The organism is Stenotrophomonas sp. ATs4 (assembly GCF_051861585.1).
Taxonomy (GTDB): domain Bacteria; phylum Pseudomonadota; class Gammaproteobacteria; order Xanthomonadales; family Xanthomonadaceae; genus Stenotrophomonas; species Stenotrophomonas maltophilia_AS.
Window position 1 is genome coordinate 142,137 of sequence record NZ_JBLYPK010000006.1, and the last position, 17,751, is coordinate 159,887.

Sequence of the window (17,751 nt, forward strand, 5' to 3'; positions counted from 1 at the left end):
CACGCTTGCCCGTTCTTCACGCACCGCGCTGGACCGTCATGACCGATTCCCGCATTGCCTCGCTGCTGCAGGCCTGTCCCGGCCTGAAGCTGAAGACCGACCCGTCCGACCTGGAGCATTACGGGCGCGACTGGACCCGGCGTTGGACGCCGGCGCCGCTGGCGATCGCACTGCCGGCCACGGTCGAGGAGGTGCAGGCGGTGATGCGCTGGAGCGCAGGCGAGGGCGTGGCTGTGGTGCCGTCCGGCGGCCGCACCGGCCTCTCCGGTGGCGCGGTGGCTGCCAACGGCGAGCTGGTGCTCAGCCTGGAGCGGATGAACAAGGCGCTGGCCTACGACGCGGTCGATCGCACCCTGGTGGTGCAGGCGGGCATGCCGCTGGAAGCCGTGCACAACGCCGCGCTGGACCACGGCCTGATCTACCCGGTGGATTTCGCCGCACGTGGTTCCTGCACGATCGGCGGCAACATTGCCACCAATGCCGGTGGCATCCGCGTGATCCGCTACGGCAACACCCGCGAGTGGATCGCCGGGCTGAAGGTGGTCACCGCCAGCGGCGAGCTGCTGGAGCTCAACAAGGGCCTGATCAAGAACTCCAGCGGCTATGACTTCCGCCAGCTGCTGATCGGCTCGGAGGGCACGCTGGGCGTGATCGTCGAAGCCACGGTGAAGCTGACCGACCCGCCGCCGGCGAGCAACGTGATGCTGCTGGCACTGCCCAGCTTCGAAGTGCTGATGCAGGTGTTTGCGGCGTTCCGCGCGCGCCTGCAGCTGCAGGCCTTTGAATTCTTTACCGACCGCGCGCTGGAGCACGTGCTGGCGCATGGCGCACAGGCGCCGTTCGATGAGGTGCATCCGTACTACGTGGTCACCGAGTTCGCCGCCAACGACGAAGCGCAGGAAGCGGCGGCGATGGCGGCCTTCGAGGACTGCATGGGCAATGGCTGGGTCAGCGACGGCGTGATCAGTGCCAGCGACGCCCAGGCCGCCCAGCTGTGGCGCCTGCGCGAAGGCATCACCGAATCGCTGGCGCGCTACAAGCCGTACAAGAACGATGTCTCGGTACGCATCTCGTCGATGCCGGCGTTCCTGGCAGAGACCCAGGCATTGATCGGGCAGGCCTATCCGCACTTCGACGTGGTCTGGTTCGGCCACATCGGCGACGGCAACCTGCACATCAACGTGCTCAAGCCGGACGACACCAGCGACGCCGATTTCGTCACACAATGCGAGCAGGTGACCAAGCTGTTGGCGCAGGTGCTGGCGCGCTTCGATGGCAGCATCTCGGCCGAGCACGGCATCGGCCTGGTCAAGAAGGGTTACCTGGACAGCACCCGCGGCCCGGCCGAGATCGCGCTGATGAAGGCGGTCAAACGCGCGTTCGATCCCCAAGCGCGGCTGAATCCCGGCAAGCTGTTCGACGTTTGAGTCGGGCAAATTCTTCACGCACCCGTTACGCTCCACCCATCCTCACAACCGGCTTCGAACCGATGACCCGTCCGCTTCTGCTGCTCGCCCTGCTGTCCCTGCCGCTGGCCGGCTTCGCTTCCAGCTTTGCCGGTACCTCGGCCGGCTCGGCCACCGGTGCCTCTTCCGGCTCCTCGGCCAGCAGCTCGGGCGATGACAAGATGGTGCAGGCTGCGCGCGATGATGCTGCCGCGTTCGTTGCCAGCGATGGCCAGATCCGTGGCGCCCGCCTGCAGGCCGCGCTGGTCCACCTGCGTGAGCAGAGTGCCACCGCGCAGCAGCAGAGTGACCTGGAACTGGCCCGCGCGCTGCTGGCGCGTTGATCCGGGCTGCATGACCTCGGCGTCATCGCTTTCTGTAGAGCCGAGCCATGCTCGGCTGAATGCCAAGCGCAGATGGGCGATCACAGCAGCCACGCATGGCGTGGCTCTACTGCTGATCGCTCACGTCGCGCACGCGGCCGATCGCCTGCAGCTGGACGCGGCCGGTCTCGATCCGACGCAGCAGCAGCTCGCAAGGCAGACCCTGGCCGACGTGCAGGCACTGCTGCCCGAGGGCCTGCTGCGCGCATTGCCGGCACAGGTCCAGGTGCGCTGGAGCGATGACCTGCCGGCCGATGTACATGGCCGCGCTTTCGCCGGGCGTATCGCCCTGCGTCGCGAGCTGCTGGATGATGCGGCGCCCGGCGCCCGGCGCGCACGCCGCAGCGCGCTGGTACACGAACTGACCCATGTTTCTGACCGTACCAGCGCGAACTGGTCGCGCAGTCCGCGTTGGCGCGATCTGGCCGGATGGCAGCGCAAGCCCTGGCATCTCGGCCGTGGCGACAACGACTTCCGTGACCGCAGCCCGGATGCCTATGAACTGAAAGACCCGGCCGAGTACCTGGCGGTGAACGCCGAGCATTTCGTGCTCGACAGTGAGTTCGCCTGCCGGCGCCCGGCGCTGGCACAGTGGTACCGGGCTCACTTTGGTACGCCACCCTCGCTGCCACAGCCGCAGTGCGCCACGACGCTGCCCTTGCTCCAGGCCGAATCGGAAGAAGGCGCTGCGTCGCTGCTGCAGCTCGATCCCTCGCGTGTCTACGCGGTGGACTATCTGTTCGCCGAAGGCAGTGCGCAACCGATGAGCCGCTGGGGCCACAGCATGCTGCGGTTGGTGATCTGCCGGCCAGGTCGCGCGCCGGGCCCTGACTGCCGTCTGGATCTGGAGTACCACCGCGTGCTGTCGTTCCGCGCGTTCGTGGGCGATGTGCAGATTTCCAACTGGCGTGGCCTGACCGGTGGCTACCCGTCGCGCCTGTTCGTGCTGCCGTTGCAGCAGGTGGTGGACGAGTACACCAAGGTGGAACTACGGGGTCTGCAGTCGCTGCCGTTGCAGCTGGAACCTGATGATATCTCCAGCCTGCTCGAGCGCACCGCGCAGGTGCACTGGAGCTATGACGGGCGCTACTACTTCGTCAGCAACAACTGTGCGGTGGAAACCGCAAAGCTGCTGCAGGCGGGTGTGCCGCGCCTGGGCCAGGCTGGTCTGGCCCAGCTGAGCCCGCGCGGGCTGAAGCGCCGGCTTGCACGGCTGCATGTGCTGGATGAGCAGGTGCTGACGGACCGCAATGCAGCGCAGGCGCAGGGCTACTACTTTGCCTCGGCGCGCGATCACTACCAGCAGTTGTTCACCGTGGCAGCCGCACAGCTGGGCCTTCCGGTGCGCGATGTGCGCGGTTGGCTGAAACTGCCCGCACAGCGGCGTGCGCCGTGGCTGATGCAAGGCGACCTGCGCGCCAGCGCTGGATTGCTGCTGCTGGAACAGGCCGCACAGCGCCGCGCCGAGCTGCGCGCGCGTGATGCGTTGAAACGACGCCTGCTTGCGGCGCCGGACAGCGCCGAGACGCGCGGACTGCGCCAGCTGCTTGAGCAGGGTGGCCAGTGGCTGCGCCCGGGTACGCTGCTGGCGGATGGTGGCTACGGGTTGCCGCTGGCCGATGAGCAGGCGGTGCTGGCCGCAGCGGTTGCCACCGCCAGCGCCCAGGCGGTGCCGGCCTGGCAGGCGCTGCGCGTGCAACTACGCCGGCAGTTGCCGGCTGGCCAGCGGAACGAGATGGATGCGATCGATGCCAACCTGGCTGCACTCGGCGCGCACCTGCGGAAGCAGGCGGCCACGCCCGCTACTGGCGCGGCAGTTCGATGACGAAACGACTGCCGCCGGCGCTGCCCGGCGTGCAGTAGACACGGCCGCCGTGCGCGTCGGCGATGGCCTTGACCACCGCCAGGCCGAGCCCGCTGCCACCGCCCTGGCGTGAGCGCGAGCCATCGGCGCGCATGAACGGAGTGAAGATATCGGCGTGCAATGCCGGGTCGATGCCAGGGCCCTCGTCCTCGATCGCCACCTGCACATGGCCGGGCGTATCGTGCACGGCAATCCGCACCTTACCCGGGCTGGCATAGCGTCGCGCGTTCTCCAGCAATGCCAGCAACGCCTGGCGCAGCCGGGTCGGATCGCAATGGGCGGCATGCTCCTCGCGGCTGGTTTCCAGCTCCAGCACGAAGCCGGCGGCGCGGAACTGGGGGTCGACCAAGGTCATCACCGAATGTACCTCGGCCACCACATCGGTGCGCGCGCGGCGTACGTCCAGCCGCGCATTGTCGGACAGGCTCAGCACGCGCAGATCCTCGATCAGGCGCGACAGCCCCTCGACCTGCGCCAGCAGGCTGCGGAACTGTGATTCGTCCGGTTGGAACACGCCCTCGGCCAGCCCCTGCAGGCGGCCGCGCAGGATCGTCACCGGGGTCCGCAGTTCATGGGCAATGGCCGCGTGCCACATCGCACGCTCGCTCTCCACGTGCTGCAGGCGGCGTGCCATTGCATTGAAATCCTCGACCAGGGTGGCCACTTCGCCCGGTGAGTTCTCCTCGACGCTGGCGCGCGCGCCGAGGTCACCGCCAGCGAGCGCGCGCACGCTGTCGACCAGTGAATTCAAGGGCGAAAGGATGCGATGAGCGAGACGGAACGACGCGGCGATGGCCAGGGCCAGGCCGGTCAGGATCACTCCGACCATCCACGCCAGCTCCGGCCCGGTCGGCAGCCAGCTTTCCGGTTCTTCGGTGCTGCCGGGGAAGAACTCGACCAGCACCGCATACAGCAGCCACGACGACAGGATCATCATCACGATGACGCCGATCACCATCAGCGACATCGAGACGATGATGTGGCGGCTGAGCCCTGAGCGGCGCAGGCGGGCCATCAGCGGTCGGCCATCAACCGGTAGCCGACGCCGCGCACGCTGGCCGGAACATTGACCATGCCTACTTCGTCCAGTTTGCGGCGCAGCTTGCTGACATGGCTGTCGACGGTACGCTCCAGCGCCTCGCTTTCCGGCAGGCATTCGTGCATCAGTTCACTGCGGCTGAAGATGCGGGTCGGCGCCAGCGCCATGCAATGCAGCAGCTTGAACTCGGTGAGGGTGAGCAGTACTTCGTGGCTGTAACCATCGCCTTCCACGTGCACGGCATGGGTAGCCGAGTCGATCAGCAGCGGGCCTGCGCGCAGCGCGGTCGGTGCGTCCACGCGCGAGGCGCGCAACGTACGCCGCAGCACGGCGCGTACGCGTGCTGCCACCTCCGCTGGATTGAATGGCTTGACCACGTAGTCGTCGGCGCCCATGCGCAGTGCGGTCAGTTTGTCCAGGTCCTGGTCCAGCGCGGTCAGCATGATCACCGGCGTTTCACCACGCTGGCGCAGCTGGGTCAGCACGCTCCAGCCATCCAGGCGCGGCAGCTGTACATCCAGCAGGACCAGGTCGGGGCGGGCGCTGCGATGCAGGTCCAGCGCACTGTGGCCATCGGCGGCGCGGACGGTGCGCAGCCCTTCGCGTTCCAGGTAGGCGGTAAGAATGTCGGCGATCTCGGCCTCATCCTCGACGATCAGGACGAGGGCGGCGAGGGCAGGGGAGGCATGCATGCAGGGGCGGGGCCTTAAGGTGCTTGCCTCCATCGTATCTCCACAGTTCCTCCATCGAAACCCCATCATCGCCACGCACACTCTGCGCTTCAGAACCTATCAGCCGCCTGCGCGGCATTGTGCACAGCAATGAGAACCTTCAGGACACCGGCCGCGTTGATCGCGGCCCTCGCCCTGGCCATGACGGCCTGCTCCACCCCCGAAGCCACGCCTGAAGCCACGCCACGCGTCAGCGTGGTCACCGTCGGCCCGCAGGTGGTGCAGCGCGACGACGAGCTTCCCGGCCGCGTGGCCGCCGTGCGTACCGCGCAGATCCGTGCCCAGGTGGGTGGGATCGTGCAGCGTCGGCTGTTCGACCAGGGCGCCGAAGTCAGCGCCGGCCAGGCGCTGTTCCAGATCGACCCGGCCGCATTCCGGGCCGACGTTGATTCGGCAATGGCGGCGCTGCAGCGCAGCGAGGCGGCATTGGGCCGCAGTCGTGTGCAGTCACAGCGGCTGCATGCTCTGGCGGCTGCACAGGCGGTCAGCCAGCAGCACCGCGACGACGCCAGTGCCGAGTACGAACAGGCGCGTGCCGCCGTCAACGAGGCGCGTGCGATCCTCTCCCGGCGCCAGCTGGACCTGCGCTATGCCACGGTCAGTGCACCGATTGCCGGCCGCATCGACCAGACGCTGGTGACCGAAGGCGCGCTTGTCGGCGTGGCCGATACCGAGCCGATGGCGGTGGTGCAGCAGATCGACCAGGTCTACGTCGATGTGCGCCAGCCCGCCGCGCAGCTGGAGTCGCTGCAGCGCAGCGCCGCCGGTGGCGATGAGTTGCCGGTAACGATCATCGGCGCCGCCGGCAAGCCGATGCCCGAGCGTGGACAGCTGCTGTTCTCCGGCATCAACGTCGATGCACGCACCGGTGATGTGATCCTGCGCATCCTGGTCGACAACCCGCAGCGCCAATTGCTGCCGGGAATGTACGTGCGCGCGAAAGTGCCGCGCGGCGCGCCGGCCAGTGCACTGACCGTGCCGCAGCAGGCCGTGCTGCGCAGCGCCGGCGGACAGGCGTATGCCTGGGTGATCGGTGGTGATGGCAAGGCAGTGATCCGCACGCTGGAAGTCGACGGCAGCGTTGATCGCCAGTGGCTCGTGCGCACGGGTCTGAAAGCCGGCGAGAAGGTGGTGGTCGAGGGCCAGGAGCGCCTGCAGGAAGGCGTGGTGGTCGATGCGCGCGATTGGCAGATGCCGGTCGCCAGCGCCGGTGCGGTGCAGGCCGGCAGCAAGGGCTGAGCCTCTACCGGGCTGGTCCCTCCAGGGAAATACAACATGGCACGTTTCTTCATCGATCGCCCGGTGTTCGCCTGGGTGCTGGCGATCTTCATCATCCTGGCCGGCGTGCTGGCGATCCCGCGGCTGGCGGTGGAACGCTATCCGGCGGTTGCGCCGCCCAGCGTCAGCATCTACGCCAGCTACCCGGGTGCGAGCCCGCAGACGCTGAATGACGCGGTGGTCGGCCTGATCGAGCGCGAGCTGTCCAGCGTCAAGCACCTGCTGTATTTCGAGTCGTCGGTGGACACCTCCGGCGAAGCCTCGATTACTGCGACCTTCAAGCCGGGCACCAACCCGGAGCTGGCGCAGGTGGACGTGCAGAACCGGATCAAGGCGATCGAGCCGCGCCTGCCGCGCAGCGTGCGCCAGAACGGCCTGTTCGTCGAGGCCGCCGATTCCGGCTTCCTGATGCTGGTCGGCCTGCGTTCGCCAGATGCCAGCGTCAGCGAGGCCGCGCTGGGCGACTTCATGGCGCGCAACATCATCGAGGAGCTGCGCCGCATCGATGGCGTCGGCCGCGTGCAGCTGTTCGGCGCCGAGCAGGCGATGCGCGTGTGGCTGGACCCGACCCGGTTGACCGGCTACGGGCTGACCATGGGTGACGTGGCCGCTGCCATAGAGCAACAGAATCTGGAGATCTCACCAGGGCGCATCGGCGATTCGCCGGGTGTGCCGGGCCAGCGCATCACCGTGCCGTTGAGCGCCGATGGCCAGCTGTCCACGCCGGAACAGTTCGCCGCCATCGTGCTGCGTGCCGGGGCCGACGGCTCGCGGGTGCTGCTGGGCGATGTCGCCCGCGTCGAGCTGGGCGCACAGAGCTATGCCTGGGGCACCCGTGAGGATGGCCATCCGGCCACCGCCGCCGGCGTGCAGCTGCGCCCGGGCGCGAATGCGGTGCGTACCGCGTCGGCCGTGCGTGAGCGCATCGCCGAGCTGGCACCCTTACTGCCACGCGGAGTCGAGGCGAGCATTCCATTCGACACCGCGCCGTTCGTCAAGATCTCGATCCAGAAGGTGGTGCAGACGCTGCTGGAGGCGATGCTGCTGGTGTTCGCGGTGATGTACCTGTTCCTGCAGAACTGGCGCTACACGCTGATTCCGGCGCTGGTCGCACCGATCGCGCTGCTGGGTACCTTTGCGGTGATGTTGGCGCTGGGCTTCTCGATCAACGTGCTGACCATGTTCGGCATGGTGCTGGCAATCGGCATCATCGTCGACGACGCGATCGTGGTGGTCGAAGGCGTGGAACGGATCATGGCCGAAGAAGGGCTGCCGCCGCGAGAGGCGACCATCAAGGCGATGCGTGAGCTGACCGGCGCAGTGATCGGCATCACCCTGGTGCTGACTGCGGTGTTCATCCCGATGGCGTTGGCCAGCGGTTCGGTGGGCGCCATCTACCGCCAGTTCACCGTGGCGATGGCGGTGTCGATCCTGTTCTCGGCGCTGCTGGCATTGAGCCTGACGCCGGCGCTGTGCGCGACGCTGCTGCGCCCGAACAGCCATGGCCATCATGGTCGTGGCGGGCTGTTCGGCGCCTTCAACCGTGGCTTCGAGCGGATGACCGGGCGTTACCAGCGTGGTGTGGCGTCGGTGCTGCAGTGGAGCGGGCGGGTAATGGGCGTGTTCGCCGCGCTGGTAGTGGCGCTACTGCTGGGCCTGCACTGGCTGCCGGGCGCATTCCTGCCGGAAGAGGACCAGGGCTACTTCATGACATCGATCCAGCTGCCGGCCGAAGCCACCGCCGAACGCACGCTGGCCGTGGTAGAAGCCTACGAACGGCATGTGGCGTCACGCCCGGGCATCGGCTCCAACCAGTCGATCCTCGGCTACAGCTTCTCCGGTTCCGGCCCGAGCGCGGCGCTGACCTACACCATGCTGAAGGATTGGGGCGAGCGTGCAGGGGCCACCGCAGCCGGCGAAGTGGAGGCCGCGCAGAAGGCGATGGCCACGATTGCCGAGGGCGAGGTGATGAGCGTGATGCCGCCGGCCATCGACAGCCTGGGGCGTTCGTCCGGCTTCTCGCTGGCCCTGCAGGCGCGTACCGGGCAGAGTCAGGCCGAGCTGCGCGCGGCCCTGCAGCAGCTGCTGAAGCTGGCCGAGGCCAGCCCGCTGTTGTCGGAGGTGCATGCCGATGGCCTGCCCGCAGGTACCAGCGTGCGGCTGGACATCGACCGCGCCAAGGCCGAGGCGATGGGCGTGGGTTTCGCTGACATCAGCAGCACACTGTCGGCAGCGATGGGCTCGCAGTACGTCAACGACTTTCCCAACAAGGGCCGGTTGCAGCAGGTGATCCTGCAGGCTGATGCGCCGCACCGGATGGAGCTGGAGGACGTGCTGAAGCTGTACGTCCGCAACAGCGAAGGCGGCATGGTGGCGTTGTCGGAACTGGTGACGCCGCACTGGACCGAGGCGCCGTTGCAGCTGCAGCGCTATCTCGGCTTCCCGGCGTTGAACCTGTCCGGCGCACCGGCCTCCGGCGTGTCGACCGGCCAGGCCATGGCGGAGATGGAGCGGCTGGCCGAAAAGCTGCCGTCCGGCTTTGCCCTGCAGTGGACCAGCCAGTCGCTGCAGGAACGCGAATCGGGCGCGCAGGCGCCGTGGCTGTTGCTGCTGTCGATGCTGGTGGTGTTCCTGGTGCTGGCGGCACTGTACGAGAGCTGGTCGATCCCGCTGGCGGTGATGCTGGTGGTGCCGCTGGGCCTGCTCGGTGCCGTTGCTGCAGTTTTGTTGCGGGGCATGCCCAACGACGTGTTCTTCAAGGTCGGCATGATCACGGTGATCGGGCTGTCGGCGAAGAACGCCATCCTCATCGTCGAGTTCGCGCGCCAGCTGCAGCAGCAGGGTCGCAGCCTGGTTGAAGCGGCACTGGAAGCGGCGCGGCTGCGCCTGCGGCCGATCGTGATGACCTCGCTGGCGTTCGCGCTGGGCGTGGTGCCGCTGATGCTGGCGCAGGGTGCGTCGAAGGAAACCCAGCAGGCGATTGGAACCGGTGTGTTCGGCGGCATGGTCAGTGCGACCGTGCTGGCGGTGTTCTTCGTACCGGTCTTCTATGTAGTGGTGCAGGGCGCGCGGCAGTGGATCGCGCAACGCCTGCGCAGGCGCCGGCCGATGCCGGAAGGATCCGTGGATGGAACGGGACATCGTTGAAGACCTGCATGAGCGGCAGCTGGTGGCGCTGGAACAGCGCCTGCGGCAGGCATTGCTGGATGACGACCACGATGCGCTGACCGCGCTGGTATCGCCAGCATTGTTCATGATGGACGGGCAGGGCGGGCGCATGCTCGATCTGCCATGGCTGGGCGACTGGCTGGCCGGCAGGTTGCAGGTGCGCAGCCTGCAGTCGCATGCGGTGGAAACGCTGCTGTGCGGACGCCTGGCATTGCTGTCCAGCGACGTGCGCTTGTCGGTGCACGACCAGGGCCAGGAGCGCGAACTGAAACTGCGCCTGCTGCGGGTGTGGACCTGCAGTTCCGGCGACAGCGGCGCACAGCTCCTGTCGATGGCGGTACTGGCCGCGTGAGCGCGGTCAGGCCGCTTTCAGGCCCCGCTCACCGACAGGTGGTAGGGTCGAGCCTCTCTGTAGTGTCGACAAGGAGTCGAGCCATGCGTGTAGTTCCCAGTCTGTTGGCAGCCTCCCTCGGGTTGGTGCTGGCCGCGTGCCAGCCAGCCCAGGCGCCCGCTGCGGGCGGCAATGACGCCCCGCCTGCCACGCCACAGCCGAGCGCCAGCAGCGAGGGTGGCAATGAATCCCCGTATCGCTGTGGCGATCTGGACGTGCGCGCGACCTTCAATGGTGAGGATGCGGCCACGGTGGTGATCGGTGATCGCACCTTCGCCATGACCTCCGAGCGCGCGGCGTCCGGCGCCAAGTATGGCGATGGCCAGGGCAACAGCTTCTGGACCAAGGGTAGCGATGACGGCCTGCTGAGCCTGAAGGGCGAGGCGGACCGCGAGTGCCATGCGGTGGAAGCCACCGAAGGCGATGGCAGCGCCGGCAAGGCCGCGTTCCGTGCCACCGGCAATGAACCCGGCTGGCTGGCGGTTGTCGACGGCGACACGCCGGGCCTGCAGGTGGAAGTGGATTACGGTGAGCGTCGTTTCGACGTCGCCAAGCCCGCCGAAGGTGCTGACGGCTGGAGCGGCAAGGCGTCCGATGGCACCGACGTCAAGCTCAGCTTCCAGCGCACCACCTGCCAGGACGACATGAGCGGCGAGGCGTTCGAGGCCAAAGTGAATCTGACCATCGGTACCCGCCAATACCACGGCTGCGGCAATTTTGGCGCGAAGTAACGCCTGATTCCGCCGCATCGGTAGCGCCGGGCCATGCCCGGCGTGCATCGAATCAGCCCTCGCAGGGCTTCAGGTCCAGATCGAAGTCCAGGTCATAGCGACCGTTGACTCCGATCAGCGCGTTGCGGATCGCACAGTCACCGCGATGACGCGCGATCAGATCGGTGAAGATCTTCTCGCGGCCCTCGCAGTACTTTGCGCCGGCCTCTTCCAGTTCGCGGCGACGCTCGTCGTCGTACGGCTCCTCGCCTGCAAAATGCTGGCAGGTGTTCTCACGTGTGAGGAAAGCCTGGACGTCAGCCGGCATCGTGCAGTAGATGCGCACGTCGTCGACGTCATACACATCCTCCGGAACCGGGCAGCCTGCGGCTGCGCGTGCCTTGTCCAGTTCCTCATCGCCCGAGGTCTGGTCGGTAGAGGGCTCCGCTTCGGCGGTGGCCTCCACGGCGGCCGGTGCCTCCACCGCCGGTGTGGCCGTCACCGCCGGTTCGACCGGTGCGGCGTTCGGCGCAGCATCAGCAGCGTTGTCCGCTGCCTGCGGCGAACACGCCGCAAGCAGGGACAGGCAGGCGATCAACGCGAGACGCTTAGTCGGCACGGCCAGCGAATTCCCCGGTGGCGGTGTTCACCAGCACGCGCTCGCCGTTGACGATGTACTCCGGCACCATGATTTCGATGCCGGTGTTGAGCTTGGCCGGCTTCGGGCGCTTGGTGGCGGTGCCGCCCTTCAGTTCCGGCGGCGTCTCGATCACTTCCAGCACCACCGAGGCCGGCAGCTGGATCGCCACTGGCTGCTCGTCGATCACCTGCACGTAAATGCCGGTCAGGCCGTCGGTGATGTAGCCGGCGTCGTCGCCGATCACGTCCGCGTCCAGGGTGTAGGGGGTGTAGTCCTCGTCATCGAGGAACACGAACGCATCGCCGTCCTTGTACGAATAGGTGGACTGGCGACGCAGCAGTTCGACCTCGACCAGGTTGTCGTCGGCATCGAAGCTGGCGTCGAGCTTGTTGCCGCCCGGCACGCTGTACATGATGAAGCGGAAGCGGACGTTGCCGCCGCGACCCTGCGGCGAGCTGCGCTCGATGTCGCGGATCTGGTACACGCCGTTGTTGAACTCGACGACGTTGCCCTTCTTGATGTCGTTGGCTTTCATGGTGATCTAGGTCGTTGGGGGAGGGCGCCGTCCCGGCGCCCGGGGGGAATCACTTCGGAGCGAGGCGGGTAGCGCCGTCCAGGCGGATGGTCTCGCCGTTGAGGTAGGTGTTGCCGAGGATGAAGCCGACCAGGCTGGCGAAGTCTTCCGGCTTGCCCAGGCGCGACGGGAACGGGATCGAGGCGGCCAGCGACTGCTGCACGGCTTCAGGCATGCCATCGACCATCGGCGTCCAGAACACGCCCGGAGCGATGGTGTTGACGCGGATGCCGAAGCGCGACAGTTCGCGTGCCATCGGCAGCGTCATCGACACCACGCCGCCCTTGCTGGCGGCATACGCAGCCTGGCCGATCTGGCCTTCATAGGCGGCGATGCTGGCGGTGTTGATGATCACGCCGCGCTCGCCGTCGGTGCCGGCTTCATTGTGCTGCATGCGGTTGGCAGCGGCCTTGGCGACGTTGAAGCTGCCGACCAGGTTGACCATCACCGTGCCCTGGAAGCCGGCCAGCGGCATCGGGCCTTCCTTGCCGAGCACGCGGCCGGCGCCGAGGATGCCGGCGCAGTTCATCGCCACGTTCAGGCCGCCGAGGAAGTCGTGGGCCTGGTCGATGGCCGCAGCCACGGCTGCCTCATCGCTGACGTTGACGTTGAAGTAGCGGGCCTTGTCGGCGCCCAGCCCCGCAACGGCGGCCGCACCCTTGTCGTCGTTGAGGTCGAACAGGGCCACCTTGCCGCCCTGGGCGACGAGGTGCTGGGCCACGGCCAGGCCGAGGCCGGAGACGCCGCCAGTGATCACGGCACGTACGGAAGACAGCTGCATTGAACGGTCCTGCAGGTTCGAGAACCGCCGATTCTAACGGAAGCTGCGACCGCCGCTGTTGTGCACTGCGCCGCCTTTGCAGGGCGGCGCAGTGCGGCGGTCACCCGGCGGCGGCCAGCGCCTGCCCGGTGCGGCTGGCGGTGGCGCGTCCGAGCAGGCCAGCCAGCCAGCGGCCGGTCTCGGCCAGTGCCGGCAGGTCCACGCCGCTGTCCAGGCCCAGGCCCTGCAGCAGGTAGACCACGTCTTCGCTGGCGACGTTACCGCTGGCGCCCTTCGCATACGGGCAGCCACCGGCACCGGAGACGGCACTGTCGACCACGCGCACGCCTTCTTCCAGGCAGGTGGCGATGTTGGCGATGGCCTGGCCATAGGTGTCGTGGAAGTGCACGGCCAGCGCCTCCATCGGGATCTCGGCGGCCACCGCCTGCAGCATCGCCCGTGCCTTGCGCGGGGTGCCGACGCCGATGGTGTCGCCCAGCGAGATTTCGTAACAGCCCATCTGGTGCAGGGCGCGGGCCACCCGCACCACGTCGGCCAGCGGCACCTCGCCCTGGTAGGGGCAGCCGAGCACGGTGGAGACGTAGCCGCGCACGCGCACGCCATCGGCGGCGGCACGGCGCAGGATCGGCTCGAAGCGCGCCAACGATTCATCGATGCCGGCATTGGTGTTGGTGCGATTGAACGCCTCGGACGCGGCGGTGAACACCGCCACTTCCTCCACGCCCACCGCACGGGCACGGTCGTAGCCCTGTTCGTTCGGCACAAGTACCGGGTAGTGGATGCCCGGCCGGCGCTGGATGCCGGCATAGACCTCGGCGGCGTCGGCCAGCTGCGGGATCCACTTCGGGCTGACGAAACTGGTCGCTTCGATGCTGCGCAGGCCGGTGGCCGACAGGCGGTTGATCAGTTCGATCTTGTCGGCGGTGGACACCGACTGTTTTTCGTTCTGCAGGCCGTCACGCGGGCCGACCTCGACGATGCGGACGTAGTCGTTCATGCGGCCTCCCCGGTGGCGGGGCGGTGGCAGACCGCTTCGATGTTGTTGCCATCCGGGTCGAGCACGAAGGCACCGTAATAGTCGGGGTGGTACCACGGGCGCAGGCCCGGGGCGCCGTTGTCGCGGCCGCCAGCGGCGAGGGCGGCGGCATGGAAGGCGTCCACCTGGGCGCGGCTGGCGCAGGCAAAGGCCACGTGCACGCCGTGGCTGGCAGTGCCGCCATTGCCAAGCCAGAAGAACGGCTTGCCGTCGCTGCCGAAGCCGATGTGGTCGTGGGCGCCGGTCTGTTCGGCGGTGACTTCCATCACCACGCCGATCTGCAGCGGCGCCAGTGCCTGCAGGAAGAAGGTCTTGCTGCGCGCCAGGTCGGCGCTGGTCAAACCAAGATGATCGAGCATGTTCAGGCTTCCGTGACCCAATGGGGGGCGCGCTTGTCGAGGAAGGCGCCCAGGCCTTCCTGGCCCTCGGCGGACACCCGCAGGCGCGCGATCAGGGCGGCATTATCGCGATCCAGCGTGTCGCGGTCGTCGCTGTCGCGGACCTGCCGCACCAGTTGCTTGGCCGAAGACGAGGCGATCGGGCCGGCCTTGTCGAGCAGGGCCAACTGGCGTTGCACGGCCTCGTCCAGGCGTTCGGATTCGACCAGCTGGTGGACCAGACCGATGCGCAGCGCAGTCTCGCCGTCGAAGTGCTCGCCAGTGGCGAACCAGCGACGGGCCTGGCGCGGGCCGATGGCCTCGATCACGTAGGGCGAGATCACCGCCGGCAGCAGGCCCAGGCGGCTTTCGGTCAGGCCGAAGCGGGCCGAGGTGCTGGCGATGGCGATGTCGCAGCAGGCAACCAGCCCGACGCCGCCACCGAAGGCCGCGCCATGGACCCGGGCCAGGGTCGGCTTGGGCAGCTCATCGAGGGTGCGCATCAGCCGCGCCAGGGCCAGCGAGTCCTCGCGGTTGTCGGCCTCGCTGGCGGCGGCCATGCCGCGCATCCACTGCATGTCGGCACCGGCCGAGAAGGAGGCGCCGTGGCCGGCCAGTACCACCGCCCGCACCGAATCATCGTGGCCGGCGGCTTCCAGTGCGGCGGTCAGCCGGGCGATCAGCCCGGCGTCAAAGGCGTTGTGCAGCTCCGGCCGGTTCAGCCAGAGGGTGAGGACGGCGCCGCTGCGCTCGATCTGCAAAGCATCGTTCATGGGATTCCAGAGTCACTCCATACCTGTATGGATCATAGCGGGCCATTGGTCATGGGCCATGACGCGACGCGGGAATGTTAGAATCGAGAACCATTTACATCCAGCAGAGAACACGCTAGATGACGCTGTCCGAACTGCCGCTGCACACCTCGGCCGTGGTCGAATCCGTGCAGGACCTGCATGCCAACGATGCCATTGCCCGTCGCCTGCGCGAGCTGGGTTTCGTGAAGGGCGAGGAAGTGCGCCTGGTGGCCAAGGGCCCGGTGGGGGGCGAGCCGCTGCTGGTGCAGGTCGGGTTCACCCGGTTCGCGCTGCGGATCAGTGAAGCCAAGCGCGTCGTGGTCGACGCCGCCAGCCAGGAACGACGTGCATGACCGCTACTGCCACCGCCGCCCCGCTGCGCATCGCGCTGGTCGGTAATCCCAACAGCGGCAAGACCGCGCTGTTCAACCAGCTGACCGGCAGCCGGCAGAAGGTTGCCAACTACACCGGCGTCACCGTCGAACGCAAGGAAGGGCGCCTGCGTGCGCCGTCCGGTCGTGAATTCGCCGTGCTTGACCTGCCAGGTGCTTACAGCCTGCATCCGGCCAGCCTGGACGAGGCGATCACCCGTGACCTGTGCCGGGGCTTCTACCCGGGCGAAGCCGCGCCGGACGTGCTGCTGTGCGTGATCGACGCCACCAACCTGCGCCTGCACCTGCGCTTCGCCTTGGAACTGCGCGAGCTGGGCAAGCCGATGATCATCGCCCTGAACATGGTGGACGCCGCGCAGCGTCGCGGCATCCAGATCGACGTTGCCGCGCTGGAGCGCGAAATCGGCGTGCCGGTGGTGGAAACCGTGGCGGTGCGCAAGCAGGGCGCGCGTGCGTTGGTGGAGCGCCTGGACACCATGGTGCCGCACCTGGATGCGCCGCTGGCCGGTGTTGATGGCAGCGTGGACTACCACGCGCAGGTGCGTGCGATCCTCGCTGCAGCCGTGCGCATGCCGGCGCGGACCGCGAAGATCGACGACACGCTGGACCGCTGGCTCCTGCATCCGGTGTTCGGCCTGATCACCCTGGTCGTGGTGATGTTCCTGATCTTCCAGGCGGTGTTCGCCTGGGCGACGCCGCTGATGGATGGTATCGAGGCCGGCTTCGCCTGGCTCGGTGAACTGGCCGCCAGCGTGTTGCCGGCAGGGCCGCTGACCAGTCTGCTGACCGACGGCATCATCGCCGGCCTGGGGGGCGTGGTGGTGTTCCTGCCGCAGATCCTGATTCTGTTCGCCTTCATCCTGGCGCTGGAGGAATCCGGTTACCTGCCCCGTGCCGCGTTCCTGCTTGACCGGATGATGGCGGCGGCGGGCCTGTCGGGGCGGTCGTTCATCCCGTTGCTGTCCAGCTTCGCCTGCGCGGTGCCGGGCATCATGGCCACGCGCAGCATCCAGGACCCGCGTGACCGCTTGGCCACGATCCTGGTGGCACCGCTGATGACCTGCTCGGCGCGCCTGCCGGTGTATGCGCTGCTGATCGGTGCGTTCATTCCGGCCGGCAAGATCGGCATCTTCAACCAGCAGGGCCTGGTGCTGTTCGGCCTGTACGTGGCCGGCATCCTCAGCGCGCTGGTGATGTCGTGGGTGATGAAGAAGTGGCGCCGCGACAAGAGCGAGCACCCGCTGATGCTGGAGCTGCCGTCGTACCGCATTCCGCATCCTCGTGATCTCGCCGTCGGCCTGTACGAGCGCGGCATGATCTTCCTCAAGCGCGTCGGCGGCATCATCCTGGCGCTGACCATCCTGTTGTGGTTCCTGCTGTCGTTCCCGGGGGCGCCCGCCGACGCGACGATGCCGGCCATCGACTACAGCTATGCCGGCCAGATCGGCCATGCGATGACGGCGATCTTCGCGCCGCTGGGTTTCAACTGGCAGATCTGCATCGCGCTGATTCCGGGCCTTGCTGCACGTGAAGTGGCGGTGTCCTCGCTGGCGACGGTGTATGCGCTGTCGGCTGCCGATGACGACGCGGCGATCTCCGCGTTGTCGCCGGTGGTGGCTGATGGCTGGTCGCTGGCGACTGGTCTGGCCTTGCTGGTGTGGTTCATCTACGCACCGATGTGCATCTCGACGCTGGCCACCATCAAGCGCGAGACCAATTCGTGGAAGACGATGGGCTTCTCGGCGTTCTATCTGTTTGCCGCGGCTTATGTCGCCGCGCTGATCACCTACCAGGTGACCAAGGCGCTGGGAGGCGGCTGATGGATACCGGCCTGCTGATCCAGTACCTGATCATCGCGGTGGCGGTGCTGGTCAGTGCCTGGGTGGTGCTGAAGAAGCAGTTCCCCGGCACCGTGCGCACGCTGCGCGGGGCCCTGGCGCTGGCCCTGCTGAAGCCGGGCCGCGCTGCCTGGCTGCAGGGGCTGGGGCGGAAGATCGCGCCGCCGGCGAGCGGAGGTGGTGGCGCCTGTGGCGGTTGCGACAGCTGCGGGCCGACTCCGCCGAAGCAGCACTGACGCTGCTTTTCCTGCCCTGGTGGGTGCGAACCTTGGTTCGCACGCTTCCGCGCTTCATCCACGCATGGCGTGGA

Annotated in this window: 18 protein-coding genes; 10 read left to right on the top strand and 8 right to left on the bottom strand. The window is 67.7% G+C overall.

Features of this window, described 5'->3' with window-relative positions:
* Nucleotides 1-38: 38 nt before the first annotated feature.
* The 3 genes from ABR323_RS12410 (at nucleotide 39) to ABR323_RS12420 (ending at nucleotide 3,653) form a co-directional block, all read left to right on the top strand.
* The gene (locus tag ABR323_RS12410) at nucleotides 39-1,427 is read left to right on the top strand and encodes an FAD-binding oxidoreductase (protein ID WP_439449542.1); all 1,389 of its coding nucleotides are present in this window, start codon (nucleotides 39-41) and stop codon (nucleotides 1,425-1,427) included.
* Between the two features lie 62 nt (nucleotides 1,428-1,489).
* Nucleotides 1,490-1,789, top strand: coding sequence for a DUF2388 domain-containing protein (locus ABR323_RS12415; RefSeq protein WP_135273461.1), 300 nt, complete (start codon nucleotides 1,490-1,492; stop codon nucleotides 1,787-1,789).
* A gap of 10 nt (nucleotides 1,790-1,799) precedes the next feature.
* Nucleotides 1,800-3,653, top strand: a complete 1,854-nt coding sequence (locus tag ABR323_RS12420; protein ID WP_439449543.1) for a DUF7844 domain-containing protein — start codon at nucleotides 1,800-1,802, stop codon at nucleotides 3,651-3,653.
* On the opposite strand, the gene ABR323_RS12425 is transcribed toward ABR323_RS12420, so the two are convergent.
* Nucleotides 3,631-4,707 (bottom strand): ATP-binding protein, encoded by a 1,077-nt coding sequence (locus ABR323_RS12425; RefSeq protein ID WP_439449544.1) that lies wholly within the window; start codon nucleotides 4,705-4,707, stop codon nucleotides 3,631-3,633. The genes ABR323_RS12420 and ABR323_RS12425 overlap by 23 nt on opposite strands.
* Nucleotides 4,707-5,423, bottom strand: a complete 717-nt coding sequence (locus tag ABR323_RS12430; RefSeq protein ID WP_206141071.1) for a response regulator — start codon at nucleotides 5,421-5,423, stop codon at nucleotides 4,707-4,709. The genes ABR323_RS12425 and ABR323_RS12430 overlap by 1 nt, the downstream gene beginning before the upstream one ends.
* Before the next feature lie 129 nt (nucleotides 5,424-5,552).
* Between ABR323_RS12430 and ABR323_RS12435 the strand changes: the two genes are divergently transcribed.
* The 4 genes from ABR323_RS12435 (at nucleotide 5,553) to ABR323_RS12450 (ending at nucleotide 11,030) form a co-directional block, all read left to right on the top strand.
* The gene (locus ABR323_RS12435; RefSeq protein WP_439449545.1) at nucleotides 5,553-6,701 is read left to right on the top strand and encodes an efflux RND transporter periplasmic adaptor subunit; all 1,149 of its coding nucleotides are present in this window, start codon (nucleotides 5,553-5,555) and stop codon (nucleotides 6,699-6,701) included.
* Nucleotides 6,702-6,737: 36 nt separating this feature from the next.
* A complete protein-coding gene (locus ABR323_RS12440) occupies nucleotides 6,738-9,887 on the top strand; it encodes a multidrug efflux RND transporter permease subunit (protein WP_439449546.1) in 3,150 nt (1,049 codons plus the stop codon).
* Entirely contained in the window at nucleotides 9,868-10,260 is a 393-nt protein-coding gene (locus tag ABR323_RS12445; RefSeq protein WP_439449547.1) for a nuclear transport factor 2 family protein, read from the top strand. The genes ABR323_RS12440 and ABR323_RS12445 overlap by 20 nt, the downstream gene beginning before the upstream one ends.
* An 83-nt stretch (nucleotides 10,261-10,343) precedes the next feature.
* Entirely contained in the window at nucleotides 10,344-11,030 is a 687-nt protein-coding gene (locus tag ABR323_RS12450) for a COG3650 family protein (protein ID WP_439449548.1), read from the top strand.
* A gap of 52 nt (nucleotides 11,031-11,082) precedes the next feature.
* On the opposite strand, the gene ABR323_RS12455 is transcribed toward ABR323_RS12450, so the two are convergent.
* The 6 genes from ABR323_RS12455 to ABR323_RS12480 all read right to left on the bottom strand — a co-directional run bounded on the left by ABR323_RS12455 (nucleotide 11,083) and on the right by ABR323_RS12480 (nucleotide 15,190).
* A complete protein-coding gene (locus ABR323_RS12455; RefSeq protein ID WP_439449549.1) occupies nucleotides 11,083-11,628 on the bottom strand; it encodes a hypothetical protein in 546 nt (181 codons plus the stop codon).
* The gene (yeiP, locus tag ABR323_RS12460) at nucleotides 11,618-12,184 is read right to left on the bottom strand and encodes an elongation factor P-like protein YeiP (protein ID WP_006363947.1); all 567 of its coding nucleotides are present in this window, start codon (nucleotides 12,182-12,184) and stop codon (nucleotides 11,618-11,620) included. The genes ABR323_RS12455 and yeiP overlap by 11 nt, the downstream gene beginning before the upstream one ends.
* A gap of 49 nt (nucleotides 12,185-12,233) precedes the next feature.
* On the bottom strand, nucleotides 12,234-13,004 hold the full coding sequence (locus ABR323_RS12465; protein ID WP_043399005.1) for an SDR family oxidoreductase: 771 nt from the start codon (nucleotides 13,002-13,004) through the stop codon (nucleotides 12,234-12,236).
* Between the two features lie 100 nt (nucleotides 13,005-13,104).
* Complete coding sequence (locus ABR323_RS12470; RefSeq protein ID WP_439449550.1) at nucleotides 13,105-14,001, bottom strand: hydroxymethylglutaryl-CoA lyase; 897 nt, start codon at nucleotides 13,999-14,001, stop codon at nucleotides 13,105-13,107.
* A complete protein-coding gene (locus tag ABR323_RS12475; RefSeq protein ID WP_197579392.1) occupies nucleotides 13,998-14,399 on the bottom strand; it encodes a VOC family protein in 402 nt (133 codons plus the stop codon). The genes ABR323_RS12470 and ABR323_RS12475 overlap by 4 nt, the downstream gene beginning before the upstream one ends.
* A 2-nt stretch (nucleotides 14,400-14,401) precedes the next feature.
* Entirely contained in the window at nucleotides 14,402-15,190 is a 789-nt protein-coding gene (locus ABR323_RS12480) for an enoyl-CoA hydratase/isomerase family protein (protein WP_439449551.1), read from the bottom strand.
* Nucleotides 15,191-15,309: 119 nt separating this feature from the next.
* On the opposite strand from ABR323_RS12480, the gene ABR323_RS12485 reads away from it, so the two are divergent.
* The 3 genes from ABR323_RS12485 to ABR323_RS12495 are packed head-to-tail and all read left to right on the top strand — an operon-like array spanning nucleotide 15,310 to nucleotide 17,677.
* Nucleotides 15,310-15,564, top strand: a complete 255-nt coding sequence (locus tag ABR323_RS12485) for a FeoA family protein (RefSeq protein ID WP_005409473.1) — start codon at nucleotides 15,310-15,312, stop codon at nucleotides 15,562-15,564.
* On the top strand, nucleotides 15,561-17,423 hold the full coding sequence (gene feoB / locus ABR323_RS12490) for a ferrous iron transport protein B (protein ID WP_135273473.1): 1,863 nt from the start codon (nucleotides 15,561-15,563) through the stop codon (nucleotides 17,421-17,423). Before ABR323_RS12485 ends, feoB begins: the two co-directional genes overlap by 4 nt.
* The gene (locus ABR323_RS12495; protein ID WP_135273474.1) at nucleotides 17,423-17,677 is read left to right on the top strand and encodes a DUF6587 family protein; all 255 of its coding nucleotides are present in this window, start codon (nucleotides 17,423-17,425) and stop codon (nucleotides 17,675-17,677) included. The genes feoB and ABR323_RS12495 overlap by 1 nt, the downstream gene beginning before the upstream one ends.
* Nucleotides 17,678-17,751 lie beyond the last annotated feature (74 nt).

What these genes read in the sequence shown, in the direction of transcription:
- ABR323_RS12435 (WP_439449545.1), top strand. Translation starts at nt 5,553, where the DNA reads ATGAGAACCTTCAGGACACCGGCCGCGTTGATCGCGGCCCTCGCCCTG.
- ABR323_RS12470 (WP_439449550.1), bottom strand. Translation starts at nt 14,001, where the DNA reads ATGAACGACTACGTCCGCATCGTCGAGGTCGGCCCGCGTGACGGCCTG.
- ABR323_RS12410 (WP_439449542.1), top strand. Translation starts at nt 39, where the DNA reads ATGACCGATTCCCGCATTGCCTCGCTGCTGCAGGCCTGTCCCGGCCTG.
- ABR323_RS12415 (WP_135273461.1), top strand. Translation starts at nt 1,490, where the DNA reads ATGACCCGTCCGCTTCTGCTGCTCGCCCTGCTGTCCCTGCCGCTGGCC.
- ABR323_RS12495 (WP_135273474.1), top strand. Translation starts at nt 17,423, where the DNA reads ATGGATACCGGCCTGCTGATCCAGTACCTGATCATCGCGGTGGCGGTG.
- feoB (WP_135273473.1), top strand. Translation starts at nt 15,561, where the DNA reads ATGACCGCTACTGCCACCGCCGCCCCGCTGCGCATCGCGCTGGTCGGT.
- ABR323_RS12420 (WP_439449543.1), top strand. Translation starts at nt 1,800, where the DNA reads ATGACCTCGGCGTCATCGCTTTCTGTAGAGCCGAGCCATGCTCGGCTG.
- ABR323_RS12450 (WP_439449548.1), top strand. Translation starts at nt 10,344, where the DNA reads ATGCGTGTAGTTCCCAGTCTGTTGGCAGCCTCCCTCGGGTTGGTGCTG.
- yeiP (WP_006363947.1), bottom strand. Translation starts at nt 12,184, where the DNA reads ATGAAAGCCAACGACATCAAGAAGGGCAACGTCGTCGAGTTCAACAAC.
- ABR323_RS12465 (WP_043399005.1), bottom strand. Translation starts at nt 13,004, where the DNA reads ATGCAGCTGTCTTCCGTACGTGCCGTGATCACTGGCGGCGTCTCCGGC.
- ABR323_RS12425 (WP_439449544.1), bottom strand. Translation starts at nt 4,707, where the DNA reads ATGGCCCGCCTGCGCCGCTCAGGGCTCAGCCGCCACATCATCGTCTCG.
- ABR323_RS12475 (WP_197579392.1), bottom strand. Translation starts at nt 14,399, where the DNA reads ATGCTCGATCATCTTGGTTTGACCAGCGCCGACCTGGCGCGCAGCAAG.
- ABR323_RS12445 (WP_439449547.1), top strand. Translation starts at nt 9,868, where the DNA reads ATGGAACGGGACATCGTTGAAGACCTGCATGAGCGGCAGCTGGTGGCG.
- ABR323_RS12430 (WP_206141071.1), bottom strand. Translation starts at nt 5,423, where the DNA reads ATGCATGCCTCCCCTGCCCTCGCCGCCCTCGTCCTGATCGTCGAGGAT.
- ABR323_RS12480 (WP_439449551.1), bottom strand. Translation starts at nt 15,190, where the DNA reads ATGAACGATGCTTTGCAGATCGAGCGCAGCGGCGCCGTCCTCACCCTC.
- ABR323_RS12485 (WP_005409473.1), top strand. Translation starts at nt 15,310, where the DNA reads ATGACGCTGTCCGAACTGCCGCTGCACACCTCGGCCGTGGTCGAATCC.
- ABR323_RS12440 (WP_439449546.1), top strand. Translation starts at nt 6,738, where the DNA reads ATGGCACGTTTCTTCATCGATCGCCCGGTGTTCGCCTGGGTGCTGGCG.